Source organism: Nitrospira sp. T9 (genome assembly GCF_052156535.1).
Taxonomy (GTDB): Bacteria; Nitrospirota; Nitrospiria; order Nitrospirales; family UBA8639; genus Nitrospira_E.
The window spans coordinates 1-20676 of the sequence record NZ_JBQKUP010000021.1 but is presented as its reverse complement, the minus strand read 5'-3'; the positions used below and the strand labels follow the sequence as shown (position 1 = coordinate 20676).

Genomic DNA, 20676 nt, shown 5'->3' with positions numbered 1-20676 from the left:
CATGGACCGGCGAATTGTCACTAGTCTTAACCGGCATATAGCCGTTGGATTGCTGCTGATCCTGATTTTGGTTGGAGGTGTTGGCGGTTGGGCGGCGGTTGAGGAAATCAGCGGGGCGGTTATTGCACCTGGCATAATAGTGGTGGAAACCAAGGCCAAGCGGGTTCAGCATCAAGAAGGAGGTATTATCAAAGAAATTCGAGTTCAGGCGGGTGATTTAGTCAAAGCTGGCGATTTGGTTGTTAAGTTGGATGATACCGTGGTTCAGGCTAATCTTTCCATGATTATGAGTGAACTGGGTGAACTGGAGGCCCAAGAGGTGCGATTGATTGCAGAACGGGATGGTCATGCTCAGATGCACTATTCATCTGAGTTGATGGACAGGGGTAAGCAGGAGCCTGCCATTGCCGGTAGCCTCTCGGATCAACGAGCCTTACGCGAGGCGCGGGGGTCGGCCCTTCAGGGGCGAAAAGCCCAACTTAATGAACAAATTGCTCAACTTGAAGATCATATTCGAGGATTGGCTGTTCAACGGTCGGCCAAAACAGAAAGTATTCAGCTTATCAATGAGCGGTTGGAAGCATTGGAGCCTCTTCTCCTTAAAGGGTTGGTCCTGGCGACCGAAGTTACGATACTCAAACGCGATCGAGCGGAACTGGTTGGTGATCGTGGTGGCTTGGTGTCCCAAATCGCCCAAGCCCATGAAACGATTAGTGAACGTCGCCTACACATTATTCAGATAGAGGACGAGTTTCGTTCCGCTGTCCTGGAAAATTTGCAAGTGGTGCGCGCGAGAATTGCCCAACTTCATGAAGAACAAATTGCGGCTTTGGACAAATTGCGGCGTGTGGAAATCCGAGCGCCACGGACAGGGTATATTCACCAGTTGAATGTGCATACAGTGGGAGGTGTGGTTGGTGCAGGTGAAACTCTCATGCTCATTGTACCTCGAGAAGATGTGCTCATCGTGGAAGCGCAGCTTCAACCCACAGATGTGGATCAAGTTCAGGCGGGGCAGGCCGCCATTATTCGTTTGCCGGCGTTTAATCAGCGGACCACACCCGAATTGACGGCACACGTCACGACGATTTCTGCCGATTTGACTCGCGATGAAGTTACGGGGACCAATTACTATCTGGCTCAGTTGCTAATCGGTGAGAGGGAACTTACCAAACTGGAAGATAAGAAGCTTGTGCCCGGGATGCCGATAGAGGCGTTTATTCAGACCGGAGAACGGACCATACTTTCATATCTCGTCAAACCAATGACGGATCATATTGCCCATGCGTTTAAAGAATGAATGAGTAGGATTATTAGATTTGGTGAGTGTCGCCTTGCCCTGCTCGGGGAGAGCCTCCATCAGAACCAAAAAAATTTGTCTTTTGGAAGAGGGCTGAATCTTAGAGGTATCTGGCGGAGGAGTATTTGTTGGTCGTTGATTGATGGATGTCAAATTTCGTGACCCAGTCTACGGCATTACAGAGTTCTTGAAAATCCAGGGGCTTTTCAAAGACGCGATTGACTCCGTTTTTAAATGCGCGAAGACGGACGATGTGGGATAATTCGGCAGTGATGAGAAAAATGGAGAGAATTTCCTGAGAATATGTATGATTGACTTGTTCAATGAAATCAAGTCCATCCATCTGTGGCATATTGTTGTCGGTAATGATGATGGAGACCGACTCTTTCTGCAAAATTTCTAGTCCTTCCACACCATTTCCTGCTTCTGAACACACATATCCCCGAAGCTCTAAAAATTCTTTCAGGCAGGTTCGATGATGTCGATCATCGTCAACCAACAGGATTCGGTCTTTGATGGGTACCTTGGGAGGGCCGGATTTTGATGAATGCTGATACACGCCTAAAATTTTCATGATGCGTTACAATTATTGGTGTCGAAATGATTTCTCTCAAAAGGTGGCGGAGGGACTTTTGAGAAGGTGGCTGATGAGGAGACCAGACTTCGGGTGCGGTCGAAATCGTAGTTCTCCTGAAACCAGTCCCTCCGCCGAGGCTCATAAAATGGCGCTTAATTCCAGTATGGCCATGTTTCAATTTTTATTATTCGGACATCCAAACCACGTCGGGCTCCATATCGTTGAGCTATTTAATGAAACGGCATATTCAAAAAAATACAAGCCTCAATAGGTGGTGAGTTGCAATAGTTAAAGGATTTAAATGCAAGGGGTGTTCCAGGTAAATTTTTTTATAAAAGTTGAAACTTTTCATAGTGTTATGAATTGCCTTGCTATAAGATTTGATAAAAATCATGCAGGTGAAACCCTACAGGACGCAGTCGACTTCCTTCAGAAGTAGCGGGGCATACGGGTAGGAACCAGTCATGGACATTATGATCGTTTAATTAATCCATCAATGGATAATATTCATCAATCGCCTCACTGAAGGGAAGCATGTGATAGCCTGTTTGAGCTAGGGAAAAGCTCATTACGAACGCCAGGAATAGAGGGGTCCCGGAACTCCACATATATTGAAATGGGAAAGTATGAGAAATATTCAACAGTCCCGGTAATGGATGAATGAGTCACGACGAGGGATGACTCGTGGGCATGAAACGGAAAGTCCGGGATTTTACAGAAGTCATTAGGATTGAGCCGGCTCAAAATAATTTCAAATTGGGGCGGATGGTCTAGGGTACCTCATTATGAACTGGAGCGTATTTATTTTGGTACTGTTTCGACTTTGCACTGAGGAATCGGCTCGCCCTTAGGGGAATGGCCATCTTGGAGAACTTTAAAATCCAAAAAAATGCTCGGGTCTTCTGGTCTCATGTTGCCAAATAGATGGTGAATGCCATTCTCTAAAAAATCCTGACGGAGTGGACTGGGAATTTTTGATGGATATTCTGGATAAACAAAAATCAGGAATCATAGTTGAGGAAGCCACCAGGCTATCGTGATGCAACATAAAGAAATGTTTGACAGGGCAAGGCTTGATTCATTGAGGGTGAAAAGATCAGGTTAAAAGGTTGTTTTATGAAGGGATTTCATGTAGCTTTGCTCGCAGGACTCTTGACCTGGATCCTACCAAAAGGCATTCTTAAATGAGGAGGCTGGAGTAGAGGTCAGGAATGACACATTTGAGTTCTTGACACAATTCGAAGGGACTGCCTACAGTTTTGAAATAAGATTATCATAAGGAAAGACAGAGTCCTTGTTAGAGTAATTCTTGAAGGGCATGAAGAATCAAATTGAATGAGATGTGGCCGAGGCATCCGTCAGTCAAGAAAGGGAAATGGTGGAGGTAAAAACATGATCGAAGTATTGTCTTTTTCGAATGTCTGGAAAGTAGGGAAATTTGGCTTATTGGGCGGATGCCTGATTGCGATAATGGCGGGGTGTAGTTCCAAACTACAAACGACGGTTATCAGTGTGACTGAACCTCCTGCCAAGCCCGAAGAAGTAGCAAAGGTTGAACCTGTGACGCCACCTGTTGAGGCGGTCGTTCAGCCACCCGTGCAAGCCGAAACGTTCATAGGGATTCCGCCTATGGACATTCCTGTTGAAGAGCCTGTCCGCCCGGTTATTCGTCCCTCGGCTCCCGCTGATATTTTTGCTACTCCTCGAACGACAGTCGCCGAACCTACTGCCTCTTCGCCTCTAGAAGCTCCCCTGGTAGCTGAACCCGTCATTCCTCCGTCTCCTATCATACCAACCACACCAGGCCAGGCTTCTCCTCAAGAATCATCGCAAGTGGTTGGGATCCCGCCGATTGCGCTTGAACCGGAAATGCCGGCACGACCGGTAATTCGGGAAGACGCGGCTCCGCCGGAACAAATGATCGCTCGGGTGGAACCCGAGGCGGACAAATCGGCCCAGCAAACCCCAGCGATGCCCGAAGTGATTGAAAAGAAAACGGAAGCTTTGCTCAAATCCCTGGGAGATATTTATTTCGATTATGACCGATTTTCTATTCGGGCTGATGCGATCTCCGTTCTGCAAGAAAATGCCCAAGCACTGGCATCCGGCTTAGCGAATAACAAGATTGTAATCGAGGGACATTGTGATCAGCGTGGCACGGAAAGTTATAACATGGTGCTTGGTGAGCGACGAGCAAATGCGGTGAGGGAATATTTAGTGGATTTGGGCGTCCCCAGTGAAAATCTGCAGGTTGTGAGTTATGGAAAAGAGAAGCCGTTTTGCACCGATCAGAATGAAGAGTGCTGGCAGGAAAACCGACGTGGTCATTTTGTCGTACAGTAAGAGTTTATAAGTCAATTTACCTAGAGGCATGCCTTGGGGGAGCGTCTGGAGTGGAGAATAGGGGAGTCAATTCTTCCTAAGGGTCTGTCCGGTCCATTGTTTGTGCTCCCCCATTTAAATTATCGGCAATCTGCTGAATCTTCTGCTTGAGCCTTTACCTCTTCCATATCCAGCCGCTGACAATCCTTTGGTTTTTCCCCATCATCAGAGCTCGCCTCAATCCACTTAAGTCGGTCAGCCAGGCCTAAGAAAGAGAATGCCATAAGGCCGGGACCGTTCTATGAGCTTCATTTTATGTGACCGATTTGTCAAGAAAGGTGCAGGGAATGGAACTATGTCAAAATCTGTTCGCCAATATTCCTGAACACTTTGACCACGAATTGACGAGTGAGGTATTGAGGAGTCGTTCTGTACGAATTGAACGGATCGTGTCAAGGGGTCAGGCATCTCCACCAGACTTTTGGTATGACCAGGCTGAGCATGAATGGGTTGTGGTACTGGCAGGAAAAGCCACACTCAAAATTGAGGGACAACCTGAAATGATGCTTGGTCCTGGGGATACGCTTTATCTTTCCGCCCATACCAGGCATCGTGTGGAATGGACCGATCCCCAACGAGATACGATCTGGCTTGCAGTGTATTGGAGGGACTGAGCCTTGCCGGGGGGCAAGCTTAATGCCGTGGGATACGTTCCTCTGTGGGAGGTTCATTGCTCAGCGTGCTCATGAGTCGGCGGCCCGGAAAACGGGCGAGAATATTTAGTTGAATGCAAGAATAATGAAAGGGGTGATAAGCCAGAATGCTCCTTTGAGCAGGAAAAGACCACTCCATACCATCCAAACTTTTTCATCCAGGTAAGTTCCTGTAAAGGATTCTGGAATACCCCGGTTTTCAATGTGCGCATGGTTGTCTTCTCTTCCCCGGTAAAGAGATGAAGCCCGCCGCTGCGTGGGTTTTTCAGGCAGCGGATTGCGTACTTTTGGCCCTCATGTAGCCATGGTCCTTGGGGCTTGTGGTTTCCCCATAAAGCTCCCTCTGAATAGCCGTGGAATAATTTTGGGTACTCGTTCTTGATAATCTTTATACGCCTCTCCATGGAAAGCCACCAAATCCTTCTCTTCCGATTGAATGGACATCAGGATATAGATGGTGGTCGTCACCGAAAAGACCAGATGGGCAACCGTCATCGTGGGAGTGGCCCAGAAGGCCAAGAGCCAACCGACATAGAGAGGATGCCGTACCTGCCGATACAGGGCCGGGGTCTTGAACGGTAATGGTGTGTACTCTTGTTTTCGCAGATAGAGCCAGACCTGCCGCATACCGAACAAATCAAAATGATTGATGAGGAATGTGGCCATGAGAATTAATCCCCAACCCGCCGCAAACTGGCCATACAGCAGGCCCTGCTCGACTGGGTCTTGAATGTGCCAAATTCTGCCTCCCATGGGTTGCCAGGCATAAAACAAGAGAGCCAGTGCAATGTTGGTACAGAGCAAATAAGTGCTACGTTCAATTCCCAACAGAAACGAATTGATGGCCAGAGCCTGCCAGACTGGAACCCCGGGTTGGCCATCAATGGTATTGGAGACGCCAAAATTTCCCAGAAAGCCTACGGCATCTATAAAGATGCCAAGGAAAGATAGGTAGCACAGGGTGCCATAGATAAAAAAACACGAGACGTTTCATGATCGTAGCTCCTTTTGATTCGGAAGTTTAAGGGCCGACTGCCTCAGGTTTGGCCTGAGGCAATCAGCTATGTCTCTGGTCAGTTGGTCCCTTTTGTATCTACCGAAATGGCCACCGGCACGGGATTGGATACAATGTCGAAAACAGGGGAATACTTCGTCAATTCCCGAATTGTCTCGGCTGGCGCGTCACTTTTCACGGTGAAGTGTACCCGGAGGTTTTGATAGCCCGGACGAACATCTTTCGATAAACCTAGAAACCCGCGAAGATCCAAATCCCCCTCTAGCCGGGATTCCACTGAATCAATTTTGATGCCACAGGCGGCCGCATGATAGATCATCGACGTGGTTAAGCAGGACGCCAGGGCATGCAACACAAACTCCACCGGGTTGGCTCCCAGATCCTCTCCTAACAAGACGGGCGGTTCATCGGCATCAAGCACAAACGGCTCGGTTCGGGTCGTATCTTCTTTGCCCACTCCGTAAAACTCCTTGATCGTGGTGCGATTGTGCCCCCCATTGATCCAGCTGTTGGTGGCCCGGAACTGAAATTTGGCCAAACCGGGTTCGCCTTGAATGGCATGGATATTGGTCCCTAATTGTTCGACGTTGACCCCATTGATAGTTGATGGTGTGGCGACTGATGACATGGCACATCCTCCTGGTTGAGTGTGAAACAGCATGTAAAAAAAAAGTTGATCCGCCTGACGGCACATATCCTGAAGGCTCCGCTTTTCAGCTGGCGTCTGAGAGTTTGAATTTCGCTCATCCTGACTCGTCATGTTGTTCCTGCCTTCTCCTTGAGAACCTGTTTGATATATGCTGTCTTCCATGCCAAGGATATTTTGCAGGGGGTGTGCCAGGCTTAAATTTTTAATAAAAATCAATAAAAACAATTTGTTGCAATTTCATGAGGCGTGAAATTCGCTCACGAAATTTGCCGAATTGCGAAATTTCATAATTCAAATTTACGAAATTTCGCAAACTGAATAGAATCCTGGAAATGAAGAAATGCTAAAAGGGAATCGGAAAGAATTGAAAAAAAATGGGTAGAAATCGTGCAGGAATTATTTCGCGCGAGTAATGCCCAAAGCTTTCATACGAGATGCAAGTGTTGAAGCATTCATGCCCAGCAGTTTGGCCGCTCCTTGTTCACCGGATACTTTCCAGCCGCTTTGTTCCAGAGCTAGCAGAATATTTTGTCGCTCCATATTATGAAGTTCCTGAAGAGTGCGAATGCAGGTGGATGGCTCCTGTGTAAGAGTTTCTGGAGAGGAGGAGAGTTTCTCTTCAACATCAGGGAGGGCACGGTCAAGATTTAATTGACTGTTTTGGGCCGTAATGACAGCCCGCTCGATCACGTTTTGCAATTCCCGGACATTTCCCGGCCAATGGTACGCCGTGAGTCGTCCGAGTGCGTCAGGGGAAAGGGGGGTCACCGTCCGACCCATTCGTTGAGCAAAATGCTGAACAAATGTGTTGGCCAGGATGACCACATCTTCTCCGCGTTCACGCAAAGGCGGAAGATGGATGGGAAAGACATTTAATCGATAAAAAAGATCTTCACGAAATTTTCCGTCTTGGACCTCCTTCTGTAAATCCCGATTTGTCGCTGCCAGGACACGGACATTTACCTTTTTGGTGTGGGAACTGCCGACCGGATCGAATTCCCCTTCCTGAAGAACGCGTAACAGTTTTCCTTGAAGATCCAAAGGTAGTTCGCCGATTTCATCCAGAAAAATGGTCCCTCCGTCGGCCAATGAAAACCGTCCTTCCCGCTTTTTCGTGGCGCCGGTAAACGCACCCTGTTCATGTCCAAAAAATTCACTTTCGATTAAGGTAGCAGGAATGGCCGCGCAATTTACTTTGATGAATGGGTGATTCCGACGCCGGCTGTTGGCATGAATGGCGCGGGCCATCACCTCTTTGCCGGTCCCGGTTTCGCCTGAAATGAGCACCGTGGCTTCGGTATCGGCGACCTGTTGGATGTCCCGGAGGACGTGCACCAAGGCGGGACTATTCCCCAAAATTTCCCCAAAATGTTGGAGCTCATGTAATTCTTCTTTGAGAAATTCTTTTTCAATCGTGAGGGACCGAATTTTTTGTTCCGCTTCCAGGCGTTCATTCACATTACGAAGAATCAGGCTGTAGTAGACCCTTCCCTCAATATGAAATTGGGAAAGTGTGGCTTCCGCGGGAAATTCCGAGCCGTCCGGGCGGAGGGCCTTGAAGCCACCGGAAATCCAGAGAGATCGCTGGCCTGAAGGTTTCGTGTTGAGTTCCTGGATAAGAAATCGTAATTTTTCAGAATCCTTTTGGACAAGAGAGTGGGAAAAATTCTTACCAAACAAATGGGTGGCTTTGCATTGAAACACCTTCTCGGCAGCCGGATTGATTCGGGTGACTCGAAGATCTTCATCCAATTCAATAATGGCATCCATCGCACTGTCGACAAATCGCCGTAACTTTTGTTCTCGTTCACGGGTAGCGGATTCTGCTTGGAGGCGCTGGAGTTCGGCGCTCGCTCTTGATGCAAAAATTCGAAAAATCGTCTGCACCCGGGGTTCCGCCGGCATGGTTCTGGTATCCATGACCGCCAGATGTCCGAGGATATTTCCGACCGAATCGACAAGTGGGAGACCCATATAGCTGGCTGCCTTCATGCCGACGATATCCGGATCAATAGGAAAGAGATTTAATAAGTTGTCTGGAAAATGTATGAGTCGGGCTTGCTCGATAACGTGCTCGCACGGAGTCCCGGCAATATCCATTTCCCAATTTTTGAGGAACGTGCCATCTAAATAAAAAGCCAGGGCTTTCAAATGGCGGGATTCCGGAAAATATTCCGTGACCCAGGCGGCATGGGTGTGCAGGGCTTTGGCCAGGTTTTCCACCAGGGCTTCAAAAAATCGTTCCCCCGTGACAGTGGCGGTCCCCTCCAGGATAGTTCGGAGTGCAGTCTCTTCGTTGAGGTTCGCTAGCGGATTCTGAGGGGATCTTGTCATAGCGTCTTCCAAATAAGAACCCTATTATGATTCATTCGTTTTTAACGTGTAAAGATTGGGCTATTATAGATTCGAGGATGCTGGATTTTTACAGCATACAAATGTAGGGCGGTTGATGTGGTTTGGAAGGGGAGGGAGTTCGCAGGTGTTGTTTCAGACACACATAAACCTACATGAAATTTAAAAGAAACTTTGAGGGGAAATTGATAAGTTCCATATATCCGGTGTGGTAAAGTATTTTGATTCCATTTGTAGGGTATTACCTTGTTGGATGTGTCTGGGCAGGTAACCGAGGGAGCCTGATGGTAGACGTGATGGTGAAATCGCTTATCTATGTGGTTGATCCCATGTGTTCATGGTGCTGGGGATTTTCACCAGTCATTGATGAGATCGTTCGGCGATATCGAGATCGGGTCACGATCGAGGTATTGTTAGGTGGTTTGCGCCCCGGCAATACTGAACGGTTTGATGAGCGACGGCGTGCCTACATTCTCAGTCATTGGCATGCGGTCCATGAACGAACCGGTCAGCCATTTAACTTTGATTTTCATCCTGAGTCTTCGTTCATGTATGACACCGAACCGCCATCACGAGCGATGATGGTAATTCGGCAATTAGCTCCGGATAAGGAATTTGTGTTTTTGAATGCTGTGCAGGAAGCATTTTACGTGAAGAACCAGGATGTCACCCATCCGGAGATATTGGCGGATCTTGCCAGCACACAAGGTATTGACCAGGACAGGTTTATGGAATGGTTTCATGATTCTGCGATGAAACAATTGGTCTGGCAGGAGTTTGAACGGGCTCGCCAATTGGGAGTGAGTGGTTTTCCAGCCCTGCTTGGTCAAAGTGGTCATGACCACATCAGATTAACCCAGGGGTATCAACCCACAGGGGTGATGGTTTCACTCATTGACAAATGGCTGGATGGTCCAGCTTCCGGCAACGGCAGCTCGTCGGTCGGATAGATCTTTATCCCAGCATAAAATGTTGGATGATTCGTAGATCATGTGCTCTTGTTTATTTATGAACGAAGACCCTACAACCAGTAGGTCTTCAAATGTCACGGGAGGTTATATGATGCGGAAGGTTTCGAAAGTGTGTTTTGGGATTGGAACGGTTCTGATCGTTGGTTTTGGGTTTGTCACGGCTTCGGTTGCAGAAATGGCTAAGTGGAAACTGGATCATGATCATTCCAGGGTTGGATTTCAAGTTGCCCATATGGTGGTGTCCAAAACCAATGGCAAGTTTACGGAGTATTCAGGAATTGTGGAGGTGGACGCAGAGGAGAAGGAATTTAAAACCATTGAAGCGGTCATCCAGACCGCCTCGGTCACGACCGACCATCCGAAACGGGACGAGCATTTACGAAGCCCGGATTTTTTTGACGTTCAGAAGTTTCCGACCATGACCTATACCATGAAAAGCTATAAGAAAACCGGAGACGACTACACCGCTGTCGGAGATTTGACTTTGTTGGGGGTCACTAAAGAGATCACATTAATCGGAACGTTTAATGGGGTCGCTCAGGATCCTTGGGGCAATACACGGGCTGGCTTCACTGCTTCCGGCACGCTGAACCGAAAGGATTTCGGCATGAAATTCAGCAAATTATTAGATAGTGGTGGAATGCTCGTGGGTGATGAGGTCAACATCATTCTGGAAATTGAAGTCATCAAAGAAAAGACAGTCGAAAAAGTGAAACAAGAAAAAGAATAAAGTGATAGGGAGGAATGTGTGGTAACCGTCTGCATGTTCCCTGTGAGAATTCACGAGGAAATCTGAGCAGTGAAGGAATGGAGGAGGTTCGGTGCTGCCATTTTTTTGGTAAGCCAATCAGCAAGCTCAGAGCATTTTCCTCAAAGGAGTCGATAAATTCCAGATACCATCACCCTGGGCACGGATCCTTAGCGGGAAGCTGAGGATGACAGGCTGCGTGAGGCTTGTCAGCTAACAGGGTAATCAGTGAGAAGAGAAATTTGGTAGCGATGGCCAAATTTGCGGGTTGAATGGACTCCAGGGTATCAGATGGTTGATGGAAATGGGGGTGCCTGCCAGTGCTGACAACTGTTACGGTCGGCACCCCGGCCTCAAAAAATGGGACATGATCGCCCCCTGGGAAATATCCATACATTTGAATATTGTCGCCTAATCCCGCCTGGTCGGCTGCTTGCTGAGCCAGCATCTTATCCATTCGAGTAACTCCAACCGTCAGTGTTCCATCCCCCGCGCCTAGATGATCAAGGTTGATCATGGCGACCGTTCGATCCAATGGAAAGGCGGGATGACTGACATAGAGCGTCGATCCCAGTAGGCCTCGTTCTTCTCCGTCAAAAGACACGAAAAGCACGGTGCGTTTGGGTGATGTGGCGCTTTGGGAGAGCATTCTGGTCAGTTCCAACATCACTGATGTTCCGGATGCATTGTCATCGGCTCCAGGAAATAACAAGCCGGCTTGCCGGCCAAAGTGGTCGCGATGCGCACCGATGAGAATGAGTTCTTTGCGTAGCTCCTGATCGCGACCCGGTAACATGCCGATGACATTGGTCAGCGTTCCGGGTTGACTGTGGCTATCCCAATGGAATTGGATCAGAATCGGAAGGGGTCTGCTACGAAATGTCCTGATATCGTTGGCGGCCTGTTGCAGGGCTTCGAGCGAGTCATTGGCTGCATTCAAGGCCTGGTCAAGAAGTTTCCCATGTATCCATGCCCCAGGGATGGGGCGGTTATCGAGTGTTTCCCCATAGATGGCCAAAGGACCCTGCCCCAGACCTTTGCGGGCTTCATAACGACCAAGTAGTGGGCCGGTTACCGTCAAATAGCCTACCGCGCCTCTTTCTTTGGCGATGGCCGCTTTTTCTTCATGCGTGATCCACCCCGGGTAGGAAGGAGGTTTCCCCCGAAGAAATAGGACGATGCGATTGTGGACATTCATTCCCTGATATTCATTTATTCCGCGGGCAGGGTCGACAATGCCGTATCCCACAAAGACGACTTTGGCTGTGGTTCGGGTGGAAGGAGAATCCAAGATTGGAAGAAACTCCTGCCCTGAAACAAGTAACATCGTCATTGGCGTCCGGTTCGCGCCGATCAGGGATAGGGTGAGGGTCGATGGCTCAAGCAATTGAACCGCGGTTATGAACCGTTGTTGCAACCAAGGGAAATCCTGTTCGTGTTTTGAAACGAGGTTGGCCGGTTGTAAGCCGAGAGATCGGAATCGATCAACCAGATAGGCGGCTGATTGCAAGCTACCATCCGTGCCGGCCTGCCGGCCTTGATACGATGGATGACTCAGTTCGCGAATGTCCTGGATGATATTCCCAATAACCAGGGGTATGGATGGAGAAGAGGAGGGCTGATGGTCAAAGCCCAGAAGAGGAGTCGTGAGGGCGAGTCCTATCAAAATTTGGACAATGGGAAAACGTAACAAGTTTCTTACCTATTCCTTGTCATAACGGAGATTGAAAGACCGCGTGTAACCGGGGAAGGGTCTAATTGAATGTGTGAAAAAAGGAGCCTGTGGCGGAACCGTGCCGGGCGTTAGTCCTCCAAAGGAATGGTGATGACAATGGCCCCCATGAGGTCGCCCTTTTTGAAGTCACGCTTGGGGCTTAAAGGGTGAGCATTATGGCAAGTCGTGCACGTATCGTTAATCGCTGTATCGGCATAGATGGCCTGGAACAAGCGTTTTTTTCCGGTGGATACAATTCCACGTTGCGGTGTATCGGAATTGAGCGAAAGTTGTTCCAAGGCCTTTCGTTCGAAATCCGTTGCAGGCCCATTCCTTCGATAAATCGGCCACAGACTAATTAAGCGGAATCGAATGCCGTGCCCTGATTCCGCGACCAATTTGCTGGAAATATGGAGAAACTGCGCAGGAAGAGGAATGGCATTTTTGTTTTCCCAATCTTCTCGCGCCATGACGACGCCTTGCTCCTGCATCCTTTTCACGATATGCGTCGTGTAGACGTGACGGTCCGCCTCAACGATGGCATGAATAAAGTCTGCAACTTTCTCCGGTGATAGATTTTTCATGGCGTTGGATTCACCTGCTTGAAGAGATGAAGACACACCTATTCCTATGAGGAGAGTGCCAAGAATAACCATAGATAAGCCGGTCCTACGACCCCGTAGGCTTGTCATGACGTCGAACTCCTTTCCTTCGTCAGGTGGGCATTCGAGACGGGTAAGGTGATCAAACAGGTCGTCCCCTGGTTTTCTTCACTTTCCATTCGAATGTGTCCGCCTAATTTATTGATAATTCGATAGGCCACGGTGAGTCCAAGGCCCGATCCTTCTCCCTGCCCCCTCGTTGTAAAAAAAGGGTCAAAGACTCTGGGCAAATGAGTCGGGGCGATGCCGCGCCCCGTGTCTTTAATGTGGATTTCCAGATCGTGCCCTGACGCTTCTGTTGAAATAGTCAACTTCCCACCTTCTGTCATCGCTTGAAAAGCATTGCTGATGATGTTGGTAAAGGCCTGTCCAAGTTCCAAGGCTTTTCCCTGAATGGACGGGATGGGTCCCAGGTGAGTCTCTATTTCAATCTGAACTGATGGAAAGAGATCCTTGACCGTAGTCACGGATTGTTCCAACAGTTCATTGAGGTTAATAAGCGTTTGCCCTTCAGTCAAATTTTTTCCGGATTGACCGGTAAAGTCCCGAACGACGGAAGCCATACGTTTTCCATGTTGAACGATGCCCCTGGCATATTCTTTGATCTGCTCGGGATTGGTCTCTTCCTGTATCGCTTCGCCTAAACCAATAACTCCGACTAAAGGATTATTAAGCTCATGTCCAATCCCGGCACTGAGAACGCCCAAGCTTGCCAGTTTTTCCCCTTGGATAACCCGGTCCTGGAGGATACTTTCTTCCGTCGTATCCCGTAAAACCAATCCGGCACTTGGCCCCCTTCCCGGGCGGGCCTGGACACCAAACCAACGGTACCGGAATGTGCGCTGCTTGATCCGAATTTCCTGGCGATTGGTGCCCGATTGAGCCCAATTTGTGGGAACCAGGGGATCTTGCAACGAGGCGTTGGACGGATTGGCCTTTGTATTGTCTGAAAATGGAGGTTCCATAACCTGGACCGCGTGCATTTCCTGTTTAAGTCGGTCTTGTGTCGCAGGATCCAAGGAGAAAATTTGGAACAATGGGGTGCCGATGATCTCGCCGTTAGTGACGGCGAAGGCTTCTTTCGAGGCCTTATTCAAATATTCGATGTGTTCGTCCGGGCCAATCATTAGGACCGGGTCAGGCACATTATCCAGAATTTTAATGGTTGACTCCTCAAGGTATTTCACTTCCTGGGTTTTCAATTCAACTTGGCTTTCCAATCCGGCGAACTGTGAAGCCAGTTGTTGGTTCATACGATTGACTTCATCGGCCAATTCCTCAATTTCATCGCCGGTGGATAATGCTATGGGCTCACGATATTCCCCTCTGCCGATTTGCCGGGCAGCTTCCTGAAGGCGACGAATGGGTGCGGCAATTCGATTGGCCGCTATATAGCCCAATGTGACGAGCAGCGCCACTCCGAGTAATCCAAAAGCTGCCGTCCATTTAAAAAAATGCTCTATTGGGGCAAAAACCTCGCCCGATGACTGCCAGACAAACATATGCCAGGTCTGGCCGGTGGAGAATTTGGTAATCTGATTAGTATTACTCAGGGGGGCAAATCCAATGATGGAGGCTGCAGTGCCCCCATGGCCGTCGCTTGGAGCCGGAGTCCAACCGGCCTTAAGGGGGGTGACGAGGGGAATTAGGCGGGTGTCCGTAATTGAGGTACCGGTGGGAAGAATCGGGCAGCTCAAGACGACGCCACGGCTATCAATAAGCATGACATGGCCGGTTTTGCCAAATCGAATAATGTCGATGGAAGGGGCAAAGAACTCCTTGGCGTCATAAATCCGGTGCAGGACGCCGATGGCTTCATACCGCAAACTATCCATGATGGGGAGCGCTATAGTAAACGTATAGACTCCCAGTCGTGAATCAAACGCTACCTGGCCTATATACGGTTGACCGACTCCATTGTGGAATGCACCTTGCCACCATACTTCTTCCCGATGAAGGTAGGGAATGTCGGAATCCAGACTCGCAATGACCCGTCCTGCACGATCGGTGATAAATAAGCCACGTGTGGCAGACCGGGTAATCAGTGGAATGGGGTGGCCCGGATCCATAAAGGTTCCCCCTACATGTTGTTGAAGGATTTCGGCAAATGGTCCTTTCAGAATCCGTTGAAGCATGTCGGCATCCTTGGCGTTCCAGGCTTCCTGTTCTTGTTTGAGGGTGCGAGCCAGCTCTTGGGGATTCAACTCACTGAGAGCATCGCGGATGTGTTCCAGGCGTGCAATGATTTTGACATCCGTTGTCAGTAAGGCCGTGCGAGCCAGTTCATCTGCCATGACCAGATCAAGTTTTCTGGCTGTCTCTGTTGCGAGAGCCTCAAAGCTGGATCCATTGACCTCGCGAATTTCCTGTGTGCCCTGGTAGAAAGCCAGCAGGAGCCCAATGATCAAGGGGAGTGCGCCGACCAACAGCATGGACAGAACCAGTTTTTTGGTTAGTCCCTTTTTCCCCTTGGCGGATTTAGGTTCAGGGTTGTCCACCGGACACCTTTTCTTCTACAGGAGGGATGGCGGGGAAGGACAATCGGAAGGTAGTCCCTTTCCCTTGTTCGCTTTCGACTTGAAGATCCCCATGGTATTTTTTGACAATGGTTTTGACGTTATAGAGTCCGAGGCCGGTCCCCTGGCCTTTCGGTTTTGTTGAGAAGAAGGGATTGAAAATCTTTGGGAGGTGTTCCGGGGAAATGCCACAGCCGGTATCGCTGATCGCAATTTGTACGGTTCCGTTACTGTGTGAGGTGGTGATGGTGAGGCTGCCTTTCTCTTCCATGGCATGAATGGCGTTGGTGATAAGGTTGATGAATACCTGGAGTATTTCTTCCGGTTTAGCCTGGACGGTCAAGCCGTTTTGGAAATGTTTCTGAATCGTAATTTCTCGAAATTTGGTCGCAAATCTGGAAATGCTCAAGGCTTCGTCCAGTCTGGCATGGAGGTCGATTCTTTCGAGTTCCTGATGAGTGGATGTGCGAACATAATCAGTGATATTTCGTGAAATGGCTTGAATGCGTTGAGCCGCTTCATGGATGCTGGCGGCATGGAGGCGAATCCGATCGAGATTGTTTTCCTCTTGAATTTCTTCGGCCATCGCCAGAATGACATACAGGGGGTTATTGATGTCATGGGCAATCCCTGAGGCAAAGGTTCCCATGCTGGCTAATTTTTCGGATTGAAACAGTTGTGTTTGGATAAATGTTTGATGTTGGATCAACTCTGAGAGAACTTTGGCGGCGGTCCCTCCAAGCACTTCAGCCCCGCTGTGTTTGTGCTCCGTAATGTATGAAGGAAGAATGGGGTCCCCGGTCACGTCAATAATTAAATTCAGTTTGTCTTCCTGAATAAGCTTCAGAGGGTGAGAGACGGTCGGAATATTGTGAAGTCTGGCAAGTTGAAACCCCAAGGCGTGAGGATTTGTGTCGGCAATGCCCAGGAGACGGATATGGGGTAAATTAAGAAAGGATTCCAACATGGCCGTTCCCCCCTTGCCGGCTCCGAGAATGGCAATGTTTATGGGAGGTTCAACGGTCGCCATGGAATCCCTCCTTGATTGTTGGAGTGGAGGAGGATGGAAGGCTAAGGTTGGGTGGGGAGCATGAGAAGTTTCTCCATGTCTCAATGTTCATATGGTAGAAAGCCCTATCCTCAGGATAGGGCTTTTCTCGATATACCATAGTCTTCTTCATGGGAACCATTTACCCGCGAGAAGAAACTCGAAATCTGAAAAGTTCGTTCTGTCAGATTACAGGCGATTGAGATCTCGTTTTTCCATAGCGGTGGCCACGGATTTAATGAGCTTTTCTTTTTCAACCGGTTTAACGAGATAATCCACAATCCCCTGCTTGAGAAATCCCGTGGCCATTTCCATATCCGGGAATCCCGTCAGTACAATGAGTGGAACACGGGGGTATTGCTGTTGGAAATAATTAATGGCTTCCACGCCGTTAATTTTTGGCATGCGAATATCGGAAATGATGACGTCCAACATTAAGGGATTTTCGCCTTTCTGCACTTCCTGAATAGCCTTTTCCCCATCCTCCGCTTCGATGACATCATATCCGGCCTTTTCGAGCGTCATCCGTACTACTTTTCGGACATCAGGCTCATCGTCCACGACGAGAACCAGGCCGTTGGTTTTGTGTCCTCCAAACATTGCTGCTGTTGTTTCTGCCATTACTCTTCTCCTTTGTTGTTAGGTGAGTAGCCTGATTAGATTTTCAATTGGTCAGAGGGAAAAGAAAAATGTTCTTATCACTTCTGAAAGCACAATATTATCGTAATCAACCGATAAGAGAAAGGGTTAATTTGGCCTTAATATTGGGCATATTGAGAATGACAAAGGTGGATATAGGCTAAATCGCCCGGGCGTGCCCAATATTGTTCCTGATGCCTATCCGGGAATGGTCCTGTTTTCCTCCCTTCTGTCCATTTCGGTGTCTCCAACCAGGATCCGTCAACATTTTAGAGGATTCTCTTTCTCCTGCGTGCGATAAAAGAGAACCAGCATTTTTAAAAAGTGTCGCAATGGGGTGGTGTTTCCGCTCCAAGACTGGAATCCATCATTTTGTTTCAGGGCTGAAATGGTCAGATCCAATTTTGGCAGCTATGCCAATATGAGGAGACAGGGGAATGAACGGATAATGTTTCTGAAAGTTTACGGAGTTTGATAGCTCTGAGGGGAATTGTTTGAAAAATTTTTCACACGATCAACGAACTGCTCGACTAGGGAAAGAATTGTGGAAAGGGATGGAATCGATTCGGGTGCCAAAATGAACAATGAGCGGACATTATGTGAAAAAGGATGTGGATTACCAATTGGAATGAACGTGGAGGACCGTTTGGAGTTGAGGAACTTACTTAAGGAATGGGTTCACGCGTTTGGTCACTTTGTGGTTAAGATGATCGTGCCCTGCCAATCCGGGGAAGGAGGATGGCTTCGATAGTGACTGCAGAGTCGCAGATAGAAATGACTGGGACCGTCCTCTTCTCGAAGTTGCAGGCAAGTTAGAAATGATTCCTCTGCCTGGTCCCAGCGACGGGAAGAGAAAAGATCTACTCCGTATAAAAAATGTTGGATCGCTTCATGGCAAATAATATCGGCTTCGGACTCCTGCCCGAGAAGTTCATAAATCACCACTGGTTTCGTTTTTCCGATTAATTGAAAACTTCCTATTCTTCGAGTGAAAATCCCAGATAAGTGTTCTACGACGAGATGGGAAGCCAGCAGTCGGGTGCCAAGCTGCTTATTGAGGTTTTCGATTCTGGAAGCGGTATTGACGATATCGCCCAATGGGGTATAGGTAAAATACTCCCCAGCCCCGACCTTTCCCGTAAACATTGGTCCGCCGCTTAATCCCACACGGGTGGGAAGGGAATATTCAGGCTCCGACTTGTTGAATCGAGCCACTGCGGCCACAAGGTTCAGCGCGGTCTCACAAACTGTCGTGCGCAGTTGGGTAGTGAGTATTCCTGCGGGCCAAATGGCCAAAACCGCATCTCCGGTAATATCCGATACAATACCTCCTTGTTCACGCACAGGAGTACACACCGCGTCGAAATACCGATTCATCAGGGCCTGTAATTTGTCAGGGTTCCCCTCCAGGGCTTCCGAAACTTTTGTATACCCTTCGGCATCTGTGAGGAGGCAGAGGCCATGCACTGCCTGTCCTTGGCTTCGAATTTCTTCAATTCTTCGTGCGAGGGGTTTGATGACGGGGTTAGGCACATAATTCCCCAAGGCCTTCTCAGTGATCAGCCGTTGCCGGTTCACATCACGATACGTGCCGACCAATGCGGCAAACAGGCCAAGGGGAAGTTGAACCAGCAAGGGAATCACCAGTGGAAACCAGAGGGCATGTGTGATGAACACCCACACGATGACGCCGAAATACACCATGCCGAGCCACAGCCCAAGTCCTAACAGGGAGGCGATCAGGAGACCGCTCCGGTGTTGCAGACGTGAGGTCGACACCAGAAAAAATGTTGTCCCCACAAGAACCCCCCATACCAGCAATACGAAAAGGTGTAGATATAGGGGGAGTGGAGTCAGATGTTGTCTCTGAAGAAGATTGGCAAGCGCGGTCGCGGCAATTTCAACACCGCTGAGATCAAGTCCGTCTTTTGATGTAAAGACGGTGGGAAACCGGTCTTGCTGTTCACTTTGTACTGATTCGGATAGCCCTACAAAGACCACCTTTCCGGAGAAGTCCAGGGGTAATGTCCTGCCCAACCGCTGAGAGGAACACTGAATAAGCACACAAAAATAGGGAACCGTGAACACCGTTTTGGGGGGGCCATAAAAGTCTATAAACTGACTGTCTTCGGCTCCATAGGCCCGAATGAGCGAGGCTAACAATCTAGTATTGTCTGCTTCCTGTTCAGAGTGCGGGATGGGGAGTCTGTCAAGCAGCGTTGCCCCGAGGATCGGATGACCGGTAAAAATCCTGCGTAGGGCCTTGACCAAATGTTGCATGCCATCCGGCCCATGAATATCCTGGTGCCGCTGGGGCAGCTTTGCCGCCTCAGTGGGGACCACGTCCCGGAGCAGTTCCAGTAATTCCTCAAAAAGATGAAGTGAATACAATTGGAGGGCGAGAAAAGGCAGGGTGGCCCGGTGCGGGTTGTTCGGATCGAAAAGCCAGAACTGATTCACCCGGAGCGAACTGGTCGGAAGGGGATGAGAGGCCAGGCCCGTAGCCGCTTGAGCCAATTGGGCCGTTGGGGGAATACGGATCGAACCTCGAACGGGGTGGGTCTGAGAACCCGTCGTGGTTAATTTTTCGAACAGAATCACATTGCCTGCCTCACGCATCGCTTCGGCAAACGCGGCATTCTCTTCCTGTGATCCGATATCTTTGAAAAACAGGTCGAACACAATGACCTTCGCCCCTTGTTCTGTCAAACGGCGCACTAACCTTCCATGCAGGGACCGGGGCCATTTGTAGGGTTCCTGGGGGAGACCTAACTCATACGCGGACTGCCGATCGGTGGAGACCACGACCACGTCTTCCGGAGGGGGTCGAACCCCGCGTATCTGAAATAGCCAATGTAATCCCAGTTCTTCTTCGACATTAAAACCGACATGGAAGAGATCCATCACCACCCCTGTCAGACTGATGATCAAACAACCAATCATCCAACTATTAAATTTCGAGACGGGTTTTTGGAGATGTTCGGAATGCATGTGAGGATTAGGATAGAGAAGGTCCTCGTTTCGTGATGGAAACCGGTTCTTCCCAAAAAGGGGTAAGGCGTATGCTTACACAAGTCGGAATGCGAGACGACATAAAGGGCATCGGCCCCAGCGTAGGATTCTGGTACTGATGATATCCCGAGTAAAGAACCCCCCAGCAAGCTGGGAGGCATTTAAGATTTAGAAATCTAATTTCAGTTGTTTGGGATCATGTTGATGCGTGATATACCGACGAATCACCTCTGCCGTTACTTGGTCCCCTACTCTTCGGACAAAATAACCATCGTTCCACAATTCCCCACCCCACAATTGCTGCTTCACCTCGGGAAACTCCTGGAAAACTTTGCGGGCCGAAATACTTTTCAACCTCTGCGCTACCTGGGCAGGACTATAGCGTGGGGGGACCGAAAGAAATATATGCACATGATCCTCCATTACTTCTTGGGTATC

The 20676-nt window shown here is 49.0% G+C and carries 16 protein-coding genes; 5 read left to right on the top strand and 11 right to left on the bottom strand.

The window, feature by feature from the left end; translation table 11 throughout:
* Position 1 precedes the first annotated feature (1 nt).
* Positions 2–1300, top strand: a complete 1299-nt coding sequence (locus ACTRXD_RS01945) for an HlyD family type I secretion periplasmic adaptor subunit (protein ID WP_442430181.1) — start codon at positions 2–4, stop codon at positions 1298–1300.
* A gap of 100 nt (positions 1301–1400) precedes the next feature.
* On the opposite strand, the gene ACTRXD_RS01940 is transcribed toward ACTRXD_RS01945, so the two are convergent.
* Positions 1401–1874 (bottom strand): response regulator, encoded by a 474-nt coding sequence (locus ACTRXD_RS01940; RefSeq protein WP_442430180.1) that lies wholly within the window; start codon positions 1872–1874, stop codon positions 1401–1403.
* 1395 nt (positions 1875–3269) lie between these two features.
* Here ACTRXD_RS01940 and ACTRXD_RS01935 point away from each other — a divergent pair.
* Positions 3270–4220, top strand: coding sequence for an OmpA family protein (locus ACTRXD_RS01935; protein WP_442430179.1), 951 nt, complete (start codon positions 3270–3272; stop codon positions 4218–4220).
* A 326-nt stretch (positions 4221–4546) separates the two neighbouring features.
* Positions 4547–4873, top strand: a complete 327-nt coding sequence (locus tag ACTRXD_RS01930) for a cupin domain-containing protein (RefSeq protein WP_442430178.1) — start codon at positions 4547–4549, stop codon at positions 4871–4873.
* Positions 4874–5206: 333 nt separating this feature from the next.
* On the opposite strand, the gene ACTRXD_RS01925 is transcribed toward ACTRXD_RS01930, so the two are convergent.
* The 3 genes from ACTRXD_RS01925 to ACTRXD_RS01915 form a co-directional block, all read right to left on the bottom strand.
* Positions 5207–5716: a methyltransferase family protein gene (locus ACTRXD_RS01925; RefSeq protein ID WP_442430177.1), complete on the bottom strand. Its 510-nt coding sequence runs from the start codon at positions 5714–5716 to the stop codon at positions 5207–5209.
* A gap of 269 nt (positions 5717–5985) precedes the next feature.
* Complete coding sequence (locus tag ACTRXD_RS01920; protein ID WP_442430176.1) at positions 5986–6687, bottom strand: OsmC family protein; 702 nt, start codon at positions 6685–6687, stop codon at positions 5986–5988.
* A 285-nt stretch (positions 6688–6972) separates the two neighbouring features.
* Entirely contained in the window at positions 6973–8910 is a 1938-nt protein-coding gene (locus tag ACTRXD_RS01915; protein WP_442430175.1) for a sigma-54 interaction domain-containing protein, read from the bottom strand.
* 302 nt (positions 8911–9212) lie between these two features.
* Between ACTRXD_RS01915 and ACTRXD_RS01910 the strand changes: the two genes are divergently transcribed.
* Together ACTRXD_RS01910 and ACTRXD_RS01905 are read left to right on the top strand one after the other, a co-directional pair.
* Complete coding sequence (locus ACTRXD_RS01910) at positions 9213–9878, top strand: DsbA family protein (protein ID WP_442430174.1); 666 nt, start codon at positions 9213–9215, stop codon at positions 9876–9878.
* 109 nt (positions 9879–9987) lie between these two features.
* On the top strand, positions 9988–10629 hold the full coding sequence (locus tag ACTRXD_RS01905; RefSeq protein ID WP_442430173.1) for a YceI family protein: 642 nt from the start codon (positions 9988–9990) through the stop codon (positions 10627–10629).
* A 169-nt stretch (positions 10630–10798) separates the two neighbouring features.
* Here ACTRXD_RS01905 and ACTRXD_RS01900 read toward each other — a convergent pair whose 3' ends face one another.
* The 7 genes from ACTRXD_RS01900 to tnpA all read right to left on the bottom strand — a co-directional run.
* Positions 10799–12340, bottom strand: a complete 1542-nt coding sequence (locus ACTRXD_RS01900) for a M28 family peptidase (protein WP_442430172.1) — start codon at positions 12338–12340, stop codon at positions 10799–10801.
* A 110-nt stretch (positions 12341–12450) separates the two neighbouring features.
* The gene (locus ACTRXD_RS01895) at positions 12451–13053 is read right to left on the bottom strand and encodes a Tll0287-like domain-containing protein (RefSeq protein WP_442430171.1); all 603 of its coding nucleotides are present in this window, start codon (positions 13051–13053) and stop codon (positions 12451–12453) included.
* Positions 13050–15521 carry an ATP-binding protein gene (locus tag ACTRXD_RS01890; protein ID WP_442430170.1) on the bottom strand — a complete coding sequence of 824 codons (2472 nt, stop codon included), beginning with the start codon at positions 15519–15521 and terminating at the stop codon, positions 13050–13052. The genes ACTRXD_RS01895 and ACTRXD_RS01890 overlap by 4 nt, the downstream gene beginning before the upstream one ends.
* On the bottom strand, positions 15508–16569 hold the full coding sequence (locus ACTRXD_RS01885; RefSeq protein ID WP_442430169.1) for a sensor histidine kinase: 1062 nt from the start codon (positions 16567–16569) through the stop codon (positions 15508–15510). Before ACTRXD_RS01885 ends, ACTRXD_RS01890 begins: the two co-directional genes overlap by 14 nt.
* Positions 16570–16776: 207 nt before the next feature.
* The gene (locus ACTRXD_RS01880; protein ID WP_442430168.1) at positions 16777–17208 is read right to left on the bottom strand and encodes a response regulator; all 432 of its coding nucleotides are present in this window, start codon (positions 17206–17208) and stop codon (positions 16777–16779) included.
* 708 nt (positions 17209–17916) lie between these two features.
* Positions 17917–20217 carry a CHASE2 domain-containing protein gene (locus ACTRXD_RS01875; RefSeq protein ID WP_442430167.1) on the bottom strand — a complete coding sequence of 767 codons (2301 nt, stop codon included), beginning with the start codon at positions 20215–20217 and terminating at the stop codon, positions 17917–17919.
* Between the two features lie 189 nt (positions 20218–20406).
* A partial coding sequence (gene tnpA, locus ACTRXD_RS01870) for an IS200/IS605 family transposase (protein WP_442430166.1) occupies positions 20407–20676 on the bottom strand: 270 nt, incomplete at its 5' end.

Bases quoted from the DNA above. Each gene is read 5' to 3' on its own strand.
- ACTRXD_RS01895 (WP_442430171.1), bottom strand. From the start codon at position 13,053: ATGACAAGCCTACGGGGTCGTAGGACCGGCTTATCTATGGTTATTCTT.
- ACTRXD_RS01875 (WP_442430167.1), bottom strand. From the start codon at position 20,217: ATGCATTCCGAACATCTCCAAAAACCCGTCTCGAAATTTAATAGTTGG.
- ACTRXD_RS01930 (WP_442430178.1), top strand. From the start codon at position 4,547: ATGGAACTATGTCAAAATCTGTTCGCCAATATTCCTGAACACTTTGAC.
- ACTRXD_RS01885 (WP_442430169.1), bottom strand. From the start codon at position 16,569: ATGGCGACCGTTGAACCTCCCATAAACATTGCCATTCTCGGAGCCGGC.
- ACTRXD_RS01915 (WP_442430175.1), bottom strand. From the start codon at position 8,910: ATGACAAGATCCCCTCAGAATCCGCTAGCGAACCTCAACGAAGAGACT.
- ACTRXD_RS01940 (WP_442430180.1), bottom strand. From the start codon at position 1,874: ATGAAAATTTTAGGCGTGTATCAGCATTCATCAAAATCCGGCCCTCCC.
- ACTRXD_RS01920 (WP_442430176.1), bottom strand. From the start codon at position 6,687: ATGACGAGTCAGGATGAGCGAAATTCAAACTCTCAGACGCCAGCTGAA.
- ACTRXD_RS01945 (WP_442430181.1), top strand. From the start codon at position 2: ATGGACCGGCGAATTGTCACTAGTCTTAACCGGCATATAGCCGTTGGA.
- ACTRXD_RS01910 (WP_442430174.1), top strand. From the start codon at position 9,213: ATGGTAGACGTGATGGTGAAATCGCTTATCTATGTGGTTGATCCCATG.
- ACTRXD_RS01905 (WP_442430173.1), top strand. From the start codon at position 9,988: ATGATGCGGAAGGTTTCGAAAGTGTGTTTTGGGATTGGAACGGTTCTG.
- ACTRXD_RS01880 (WP_442430168.1), bottom strand. From the start codon at position 17,208: ATGGCAGAAACAACAGCAGCAATGTTTGGAGGACACAAAACCAACGGC.
- ACTRXD_RS01935 (WP_442430179.1), top strand. From the start codon at position 3,270: ATGATCGAAGTATTGTCTTTTTCGAATGTCTGGAAAGTAGGGAAATTT.